The sequence below is a fragment of the Halanaerobium sp. genome (assembly GCF_003070835.1).
In genome coordinates, this window is the sequence record NZ_QBLR01000002.1 from 53,430 (window position 1) to 63,845 (window position 10,416).

A 10,416-nucleotide genomic window follows, 5' to 3' on the forward strand; every position below is an offset into this window, starting at 1 on the left:
TTATTTAAATTTTATATTTTAAGCTGAAATTAAGTGGAAAAGAAAATCAGAATAATAGAAAGAGAAGTTTAACACCGCTGAATTACTTGAAATGATTTCAGAAAATTAATATAATGTTAATAAGTCAGGAGGGATACTATGATTAATGGACTTAATTCAGCTGCTTTTTTTGATTCATTAAACAATTATTCCCTTTATAATAATACTGATGATAATTTATTTACCAATCCTTATACTAATATTCAGAGTGAAATAGCTAATCCAGTAGAAACAGGAGATTTATTTTCTGAGCAGCAGTCTTTATTTGATGTCACAGATTTTGAAAGTAGTTCAGTTGTGGAAATGCAGCAGTCAGTAGAAGAATTTGAGTTTTCACTTTCTGAAATGGAGAATAAAATTACTCAAGTTGAGGATTCTCTGAGTTCCGGTAGTCAAGCTGAGATTCTGGAAAGCACAGAAAATCTGGTAGAATCATATAATCAGACTCTTACTAGTTTACGTGAGAATAGTAACTATAATAGTATTCAGGCAGCTGATGATTTAAGTAATACAGCAGAATTGGCTGCAGAAGAGTTAAATAATATCGGCATCGAAATAGATCAATTTGGACAACTTGAGGTGAATACGGAAGAGTTTGAAACAGCTCTAACAGAAAATGTTGAAGAGCTAAGATCAGTTATGAGTTCGGAAACTGGTTTTTTGAGTGATCTGTTACAGCAAATCAGCAGCCTGGAAGAGGAGCCGCCGGCTACTTTTATGGATTTTGATTCAGAGCTGGCCCTTTACTCAGCAGAAGATACTGCTGAAAATATGCTGGAAAATGGTTTGATTGTTGATATGTATTCTTAGATCAGTCAATTAATTTAATAATTTTGATTAACAGAGCACTGTCCATTAAGGATGGTGCTTTTGTTTTTTAAAAATATAATCCCTGTATACAAGTATAGAAATCAGCCAGTCTATTTACAGTTATCATCTTTAGTTCTATACTGAATAGTACACCAAAAAGATATATATTTATTTGAACCAGGTTCAAAAACATCTTATTGAACCTGGTTTAAGAGAAATTAAGCACAAACTAATTTAAGAGAGAAGGAATGATTTATATGACTTTTACAAAGATGCCTGAGAAGCAGGGATTGTACAGTCCAGAATTTGAACATGATGCCTGTGGTATGGGATTTGTAAGCCATATTAAAGGTAGAAAATCACATCAGATAGTTGAGCAGGCTTTAGAAGTTCTGGTCAATTTAAGCCACCGGGGAGCAAGTGGTAGTGAAGAGAATACTGGTGATGGTGCCGGTATCCTGATTCAGCTTCCTGACAGCTTTTTGAGGCAGCAGATGGAGACTGAGGGAGTATCTCTCCCAGAAAAAGGAGAATATGGAGCAGGAATGGTTTTTCTGCCCCGAGAAGAAGAGAAGCGAGAAAAAGTTCAGGCAATTGTCAAAGAAATTGTAGAAGCAGCAGGACAAAAGCTTATTGGCTGGCGGGAAGTTCCCGTTCAGACAGCAGGGATTGGAAAATCAGCATTAGAAGTTAGGCCAGATTTTTATCAAATTTTTATTGAGAAGTCTAAAGGAGTAGAGCAGGGAATAGATTTTGAAAGAAAATTATATTTGATCCGCAAGAAAATTGAAAATAAGATTCGTAACTCGGAGTATCGGGGAGAGCTCTATTTTGCCTCTCTCTCCAGCCGCACCTTAGTATATAAGGGGATGTTGACTCCCGAGCAGCTGGAAGGATTTTTCCCGGATCTAAGTCAGCCGGAGCTAAAAACCGCGATTGCCTTAGTGCATTCGCGCTTCAGCACCAATACCTTTCCCTCCTGGGAAAGGGCTCATCCCAACCGCTATCTAATCCACAATGGTGAGATCAATACCATGCTGGGTAATCAAAACTGGATGCGGGCCCGGGAAGGGATGTTTGAGAGTGATATATTCAGTGATGATTTAAAAGAGCTGCTGCCGGTTATTGCTCCTGAAGGCAGTGATTCAGCTCGTTTTGATAATGTTTTAGAGTTTTTAGCTTTAAACGGCCGCTCACTGGCCCATTCGGTGATGATGATGATTCCAGAGCCCTGGGAGCACAATGAGAAGATGGAAACAAAGAAGCGAGATTTTTATCATTACCACAATACAATTATGGAAGCCTGGGATGGTCCGGCTGCTATGGCCTTTACTGACGGAACTCAGGTGGGAGCAGTGCTGGATCGCAATGGTCTTCGCCCATCCCGCTATTATCTAACAGATGATGATCTCTTAATTTTATCATCAGAGGTAGGTGTACTGGAGCTGCCGGAGGAGAAGGTTGTCAGCAAACAGCGCCTGGAGCCAGGTAAAATGCTGCTTTTAGATACCGAAAAGGGAAGAATAATTAATGACCAGGAACTGAAGGCAGAGATTGCAGCAGCAGAGCCCTATGGCAACTGGTTAAAAGAAGAGCTTATAGAATTGAAAGATTTAAAAACTAAATTAGAGAAGTCAGAAGCTACAAAAGAAGAATCTGGAGTAAAGGATTTGCAGACCTCTGCCCTGGTTAAACTGCAGAAGAGTTTCGGCTACAGTTATGAAGACCTGCAGAAGATTTTAATTCCGATGGCCAGAGATGGAGTTGATCCAATTGGCTCAATGGGTAATGATGCTTCCCTGGCAGTTTTATCTGACCAGCCGCAGCTTTTATACAATTATTTTAAGCAGCGCTTTGCTCAGGTAACCAATCCCCCTATTGATTCGATTAGAGAAAAACTGATTACAGCTACCAACACCTTTTTAGGCTCAGAAGGGAATTTGCTAAAGCCTGATGCTAAAAGCTGTCGCCAGCTGGAGTTAGAGCACCCTCTGCTGACAAATGAGGAGCTGGAGCTGATCAAAGAAATGGACCAGCCCGGTTTTAAAACAGCAGCTCTGGAGATAGTCTTTGATAAAGAAAAAGAGAGCCTTGAAATGCGAATGGAAGAGTTATTTAAAGAAGCTGAAGAATTGATAGCTGAAGGAGTAAATATTTTGATCCTTTCTGACCGGGGAGTAAACGGCAGTAAAGTAGCTGTACCAGCCCTCCTGGCAGTCAGCGGTCTCCACCATTATTTAATTGAAAAGGGTCTGAGGACAGAGCTCAGTCTGGTTTTAGAATCAGGTGAGCCGAAAGAAGTTCATCATTTTTCAGTTTTGATTGGCTACGGCCTGGATGCAGTTAACCCCTATCTGGCCTTTGCAAGTCTGGAGGAACTGGTTGAAAAGGGTCATTTAGAAATAACTAAAGATGAGGCTAAGCAGAAATATATTAAGGCAGCTGTGAAGGGTGTTGTAAAAGTAATGGCCAAGATGGGAATTTCTACAGTCCAGAGCTACCGCGGGGCCCAGATTTTTGAGGCAATTGGAATTTCTGAGGAAGTTATCGATAAATACTTCTGCCGCACAGCTTCCCGGATTGGCGGAATCGGCATCGAGGAGATTGAAAAAGAAAGCATTATGCGCCACGACAGTGCCTTTAAGGGGATTAAAGTAGAAAAAGAAACCCTTGAGACCGGCGGTAATTTCAGCTGGCGGAAGGATGGAGAAGAACATCTCTATGATCCGGAGACTATTTACTTACTGCAGCGGGCAGTGAGAGAAGATAATTATGATTTATTTAAAGAATACAGAGCCAAGATAAATGATCAGAGTACTAAAATGCTGACCCTGAGGGGGCTTTTAGAACCTGAATACCAGCCGGAGCCGATTCCTTTAGAGGAAGTTGAGCCGGCAGCAGAGATTATGAAGCGTTTTAAAACGGGAGCGATGTCCTACGGCTCGATCAGCCAGGAAGCCCACGAGGCCCTGGCGATAGCAATGAATAGAATTGGCGGTAAGAGTAATACCGGAGAAGGTGGAGAAAATCCGGAGCGCTTTACTCCTGATCAAAATGGAGATTTAAGGAGCAGTGCAATTAAACAGGTTGCCTCCGGCCGCTTTGGCGTTAATTCTCATTATCTGGTCAATGCTCAGGAGATTCAGATCAAGATGGCCCAGGGAGCAAAACCCGGAGAAGGTGGACAGCTTCCGGGGAAAAAGGTTTATCCCTGGATTGCTGAGACTAGAGGTACAACTCCCGGAGTAGGACTTATTTCACCACCTCCCCACCACGATATCTATTCGATTGAAGATCTGGCTCAGCTGATTCATGATCTAAAAAATGCCAACCGGGAAGCCCGGATCAATGTTAAACTGGTTTCTGAGGTTGGAGTGGGAACTGTAGCAGCCGGAGTAGCCAAAGGTAAGGCAGATGTTATTTTGATCAGCGGCTATGATGGTGGAACAGGAGCTTCGCCAAGGACCAGTATCCGCCACGCCGGACTGCCCTGGGAGCTCGGCCTGGCTGAGACCCACCAGACACTGGTTTTAAATGACTTAAGAGACCGAGTAACCTTAGAGACTGATGGAAAAATTATGACCGGTAAGGATTTGGCAGTAGCAGCAATGCTGGGAGCAGAAGAATATGGTTTTGCGACAACTCCTCTAGTTGCTTTAGGCTGTGTAATGATGAGGGTCTGCAGTAAAAATACCTGTCCGGTAGGAGTTGCAACTCAGGACCCGGAACTCAGGAAGAAATTCCAGGGTAAGCCGGAGCATGTGGTTAACTTTATGCGCTTTATGGCAGAAGATTTCCGCCACGAGCTGGCAGCCTTAGGGTTCCGCTCGGTCAATGAGTTGGTCGGTAGAGTTGATAAATTAAAGCAGGATAAGACAAGGGATCACTGGAAGGCTAAAGGATTAGATTATAGTTCAATTTTATACCAACCAGAACAGGCTAAAGAAAAGGCTGTCTACTGCCAGCAGGAACAGGACCACGGCCTGGAAAAAAGTCTGGACTTAAGAGAGCTGCTGGAGCTGACAAAAGAGTCAGTAGAAAATGGTTTCCGCTTAGAAAAAGATCTAAAGATAAAAAATACAGACCGGGTTGTCGGAACAATCCTGGGTAGTGAGATTACAAAGCGCTACGGAGCAGAAGGACTGAAAGAGGATACAATTCAGCTCAACTTCACCGGTTCAGCCGGTCAGAGCTTTGCCGCTTTTCTGCCTCAGGGAGTAACTTTTAGACTTAAAGGAGACAGCAATGATTATCTCGCCAAGGGACTCTCCGGCGCTAAGGTAATTGTTGAGAAATCAGAGAGCTCAAAGTTTAAAGCTGAAGAAAATATTATTATCGGTAATGTGGCCTTTTTTGGGGCTACCTCCGGTGAAGCCTATATCGAAGGAAAGGCCGGTGAGCGCTTCTGTGTGAGAAACAGTGGAGTCAATGCTGTTGTCGAAGGCCTGGGAGACCACGGCTGTGAATACATGACAGGAGGAAGGGTTGTTGTCCTCGGTCAGGTTGGACGCAACTTCGCTGCTGGAATGACTGGTGGTACTGCCTATGTCTTTGACTCGGAAGCTGATTTTAAAGCTAAAGTAAATGGAGATATGGTTGAGCTTGATTATTTAACTAAAACAGAAGACGAAGCAGTTGTTAAAGAAATGATCGAAGAGCATTTAAAATATACCGGCAGTGACCGGGCAGCTGAAATATTAAATAACTGGGTGAACTACAGAGAAAAATTCATACGGGTTATGCCCCGCGACTATCAGCGGATGATTAACGCGATTGCGGACTTTGAGGCCCAGGGACTTAAAAAGGATGCTGCTCTGATGAAGGCTTTTGAGGAAAATGCACATGACAAAGCCCGAGTTAGCGGCAATTAGGACAGAGGAGGAGATAAAATGGGTAAAGCAACAGGATTTATGGAATATAAGCGGGAAGTACCAGAAGAGCGCTCTCCAAAGGAGCGGATAAAAGACTGGCAGGAATTTAAGAATAAATTTAGCGAAGAAGCTGCAAAAATTCAGGGAGCCCGCTGCATGGAATGTGGAATCCCCTTCTGTCACAGCGGCCTGGAGATTGGAGGTATGGTTTCCGGTTGTCCGGTTAATAACCTGATTCCGGAGTGGAATGATTTAATTTATAAAAATAAATGGGAAGAAGCGGTTAAGAGGCTTTTAAAAACTAATAATTTCCCTGAATTCACGGGACGAGTCTGTCCCGCTCCCTGTGAAGGTTCATGTACAGTGGGATTAAATGATCCGGCAGTGACCATCAAAGCCAATGAGTATCAGATTATAGAGAAGGCTTTTGCAGAAGGCTGGATTCAGCCGGAGCCGCCGGAAAAAAGAACAGGCAAATCAGCAGCAGTTGTTGGTTCTGGCCCGGCCGGACTGGCAGCAGCTGATCAGCTAAATAAGCTGGGACACAAAGTAACTGTTTATGAGCGCCAGGATAGAATCGGCGGCCTTTTAGTCTACGGTATTCCCAATATGAAGCTAGATAAAGATAAGGTGCTCAAGCGCCGGCTGAAGATTATGGAGGCTGAAGGGGTAGAGTTTATAACCGGAACAGAAATCGGCAGCGATCTTAGCTTAGAAAAACTGCAAAGGGGGTTCGATGCGGTGGTCCTCACCGGAGGGGCTACCAAACCCCGTGACCTTGAGGTTCCAGGCCGTGAGGCAGAGGGGGTTCACTTTGCTGTTGATTACCTTAAAGCCAACACAAAAAGAATCCTGGGTGACCAGAATCAAGACTATATCTCTGCTGAGGATAAGGATGTAATTGTTATCGGTGGTGGTGATACCGGGACCGACTGTGTGGCTACTGCGATCAGACAGGGAGCAAAAACAGTCAATCAGTTTGAGATCATGCCCAAATCACCGACTGAGCGTCAGGCAGATAATCCCTGGCCGGAGTGGCCCAAAACCTTAAAGGTGGATTACGGACAGGAAGAGGCGATTGAGCTCTTTGGTTCTGATCCGAGAGAATTTCTAATTATGACCGAAGAAATTCTGACTGAAGAAAATGATTCCGGTCAAAAAGCTGTCAATGGAGTCAGGACAGTTAAGATTAACTGGGAAAAAGATAAAAATGGACGCTTTACTCCGGTCGAAAAAGCAGGCACCGAAAAAGTCTGGTCAGCAGATTTAATTCTGATTGCGATGGGCTTTTTAGGCCCGGAAAAAACGTTAATCGAATCTTCAGGGCTGGAGCAGGACAGCCGCTCCAATGTTAAAGCAGAATATGGAGATTTTAGAACAAATCTTGAAGGTGTATTTGCAGCCGGTGATATGCGCCGCGGCCAGAGCCTGGTGGTAAATGCCATTGATGAGGGGCGGAAAGCAGCACGAGAAGTAGACCAATATCTGCAGCCACCGGTTACCGAACCAATTTATGGAAAATAAATCTTTTAAAATGATTGGTACCTGGTTAAAGAATAATAATTCACAAAGTTATATTTTCTTTATTATCACCACCTATTATGATATAATTTAAATAATGATAAAGATTAAATAAAGTCAAATTATAAAGGTAATTAATAAAGAAATTAGATGCTGCTCATGGAAATGATTAAGAGATAGGTGGTGTTAACTTTGGATCAGGAGCTTTTAGATGGTATCAGGCAGATAGTTCGAGAAGAAATATCTGGGGTTAAGGATGATGTTTCATCACTTAAAGGTGATGTTTCTTCATTAAAAAGTGATGTCTCTTCACTAAAGACTGATGTCTCAACATTAAAGACTGATGTTTCAACATTGAAAAAAGATGTAGCAGAAATGAAACCACAGTTGGAAGAAAACACAAATATTGTGCGCGCTCTGCTTGCTAATTCTGAGGAGCATGGTGCTAAACTTAATCAATTAGAGCATAGAGTTTCCAACCTGGAAGGAAGTCAAAAGAGACAGGGGGAACTTGAAGCTTATTTAAAAAATCATCACCACCAGATAATTATTGAAACCGGGGAACCAGTATTTGATGAATAAATATGATCTACCAAACCACTATCCACCGAGGGTAGTGGTTTTTTGCTAGCTATATGATATAATTAATTTAAGAAAGCAGGTGAGATCATGAGCAAAAAATATCCACTTTTGTTTAAAGACAGCAAAAAGGAAGAAAAGGAAAAACGGCGGCAGGAAGCTCTAACTAAAGCAAAAAAGGCAGCAAAAATACTAAAGGAGAAATATAAGGCTGAAAAAGTGGTGCTGTTTGGTTCCGTTTTAGATCCAGACAGGTTCTATTTGCGTTCAGATGTAGATCTGGCTGTTTTTGGGCTCAAAGATGAATTATTTTATAAGGCGTATGCTGAAGTGATGAATATTTTAAGTGGATTTGAAGTTGATCTCCTTGATTATAAAGAATGCCGTGAATCTTTCAAAAAAGAAATTAAAGAGCGAGGTGTAGAATTATGACTGAAAGAGGGATTTTAACATTTATTGCTAAAGTTGAAGATGAACTGGCTGAATTAGATCAACTTAAAGAGAGAATTCAAACAGTCTGGGAAAAATATAAAATTAATAGAGATGAATTTTACCTGGATAGTGTCGCACTTAACCTACATGGACTTTATTCAGGCTTTGAGAAAATATTTCTAGAGGTTGCAAAAGAAATAGATGAAAATATACCAGATGGTTCATCCTGGCATAAAGAACTTCTTGATCAGATGGCATTAAAAATTAAAAATTTAAGGCCGGCTGTAATTTCTAAGGAGAGTAGAGATATTCTTGATGAATACAGGGCTTTTAGACATGTGGTTAGAAATGTTTATGCCAATAAATATTCAGCTAAAAAAATCTCTATTTTGTTAGATAACTTTTCCAACGAATACAGAAAAGTTAAAAATGAAATTCAGGATTTTCTAAATTTTTTAGAAGAAGATATTGATTAAATTGAAATTATAATTAAATTATTTTATAGACTGCCTGTTAAAATCAGTTAAAATAATATATAATTAGTAACAATAACTAAAAAGAGAGAGTTTAGGGGGCATATTATGGCGAAAAAACAGGATATATTACTGGAGAGTGGGACCGGGGAACTGGAAATACTTAAGTTTATAGTAGATGACAGCTCATATGCGATAAATGTATTAAAGGTTAGAGAAATTTTGCGGGTTAAAAAAGAGGATATTAAAAAGCTGCCCGAGAAGTCAGATGTTATTTTAGGAATGACCAATATCCGCGGGGATGTTATAATGATTGTTAATTTAAGTTCCTATCTTAATTCGGAACTGATTGAAAATGATGGAGTAATCATGTCAATTCTGGCGGAGTTTAATAGTACCAAGATCTTATTTGCAGTTGATAATGTAGTTGGTATTGACCGCATCGGCTGGGATGATATTCAGCCACCAGATCGGATGATGGGGGAGCTTGTCAATGGGGTTATTAAGTCAGAGGAAAACAAAGATTTAATTAACTTTTTAAATTTCGAAAAGATTTTAGAAGACCTGCAGCCTGAAATTGGAAATGAAATTGATGTTCAGCCTGAGGCACCGGCTGATGTAAGAGCAAAGAGGAAGAATAAAACTCTAGCTTTAGCTGATGATTCACCAACAACCAGAAATATGATTAAGGATACCCTAGTTGAAGCCGGATATGAGGACTTTAAGATTTACAGTGATGGTAAAAAACTCTATGATCATTTAATGGAGATTAAAGAAAATAATCCTGAGGATAGTATTTTAGATCATGTCCAGGGCATTATTACTGATATTGAAATGCCAAATATGGATGGCCATACTTTAATTAGAAAAATCCACGAAGACCGCTATTTAAGAAAGCTGCCGACAGTTATTTTCTCATCTTTAATTAGTGAGGATCTCTTACATAAGGGTAAGGAAGTTGGAGCAGATGCTCAGATAACCAAACCGGAGCTTGATAAAATGGTTGGGGTTATTGATCAACTGGTTAAGGTGAGGAAGCCGATATCTGATTATTAATAAAAGCTATAAAATTAAACTCCAAATAAAACTTAGAAATAACTAGAATTCAAAAAATGCTTATATCAGGCTACCTGCCGTATTGAGACATCCTGTCTCGGCGGCAGTTCAGAACATCGTGTTCTTCAGCCTGATATAAGCATTTTTTTCATTAAGTTATTTTAGCTAAATTTTCTAAGTCACTCAATTTTATGTATCAAAGGCTATAGCAAGTTATTGAAAAAGCAAATAAAAAGCAAATTTGAATTAGAAAAACTGGATAAAGAATTGAACTCATTAATTGATGAAGCAGATATTGAAAAGATTGAAGAAGTGGCAGAAATTTTTTATAAGCTAGAAGATATCTAGAAACTAAAAAAATATTTTAACTTGAATTCGGCAAGTAAAAAGTTAAAATAGTTCTTTTTAGATTTTTGCCGTTAAAAAATAATTTCAATCTATTAAAATTAAATATTTAGTCTCAATTTAAATAGCCAGTTAAATAAATTGTCCAGCTTCCAGATTTTAGACGCACTTAACTAAACTATGGTTTTCATAGCTTAAAAAATTAGTCTAAACTGTACTGGTGGTTTTAATTTAGCACCACCTTCTTTCTAAAATCTGTTAGTGCTTTTCTAAGATATTTAATTGTTTTT

The 10,416-nt window shown here is 40.2% G+C and carries 8 protein-coding genes; all 8 read left to right on the plus strand.

What is annotated here, in order from left to right; translation table 11 throughout:
- Nucleotides 1-138 precede the first annotated feature (138 nt).
- Complete coding sequence (gene fliD, locus CI949_RS00550) at nt 139-849, plus strand: flagellar filament capping protein FliD (protein ID WP_290762017.1); 711 nt, start codon at nt 139-141, stop codon at nt 847-849.
- A gap of 257 nt (nt 850-1,106) precedes the next feature.
- Nucleotides 1,107-5,720 (plus strand): glutamate synthase large subunit, encoded by a 4,614-nt coding sequence (gene gltB / locus CI949_RS00555; protein ID WP_290762019.1) that lies wholly within the window; start codon nt 1,107-1,109, stop codon nt 5,718-5,720.
- Between the two features lie 18 nt (nt 5,721-5,738).
- A complete protein-coding gene (locus CI949_RS00560) occupies nt 5,739-7,244 on the plus strand; it encodes a glutamate synthase subunit beta (RefSeq protein ID WP_290762021.1) in 1,506 nt (501 codons plus the stop codon).
- Nucleotides 7,245-7,433: 189 nt separating this feature from the next.
- Nucleotides 7,434-7,823 (plus strand): hypothetical protein, encoded by a 390-nt coding sequence (locus CI949_RS00565; RefSeq protein WP_290762024.1) that lies wholly within the window; start codon nt 7,434-7,436, stop codon nt 7,821-7,823.
- An 87-nt stretch (nt 7,824-7,910) separates the two neighbouring features.
- Nucleotides 7,911-8,252 (plus strand): nucleotidyltransferase family protein, encoded by a 342-nt coding sequence (locus tag CI949_RS00570; protein WP_290762027.1) that lies wholly within the window; start codon nt 7,911-7,913, stop codon nt 8,250-8,252.
- Nucleotides 8,249-8,728 carry a hypothetical protein gene (locus tag CI949_RS00575; RefSeq protein WP_290762029.1) on the plus strand — a complete coding sequence of 160 codons (480 nt, stop codon included), beginning with the start codon at nt 8,249-8,251 and terminating at the stop codon, nt 8,726-8,728. The genes CI949_RS00570 and CI949_RS00575 overlap by 4 nt, the downstream gene beginning before the upstream one ends.
- A 105-nt stretch (nt 8,729-8,833) precedes the next feature.
- Nucleotides 8,834-9,781 carry a chemotaxis protein gene (locus tag CI949_RS00580; RefSeq protein ID WP_290762032.1) on the plus strand — a complete coding sequence of 316 codons (948 nt, stop codon included), beginning with the start codon at nt 8,834-8,836 and terminating at the stop codon, nt 9,779-9,781.
- 216 nt (nt 9,782-9,997) lie between these two features.
- Complete coding sequence (locus tag CI949_RS00585; protein WP_290762034.1) at nt 9,998-10,129, plus strand: hypothetical protein; 132 nt, start codon at nt 9,998-10,000, stop codon at nt 10,127-10,129.
- Nucleotides 10,130-10,416: the final 287 nt, after the last annotated feature.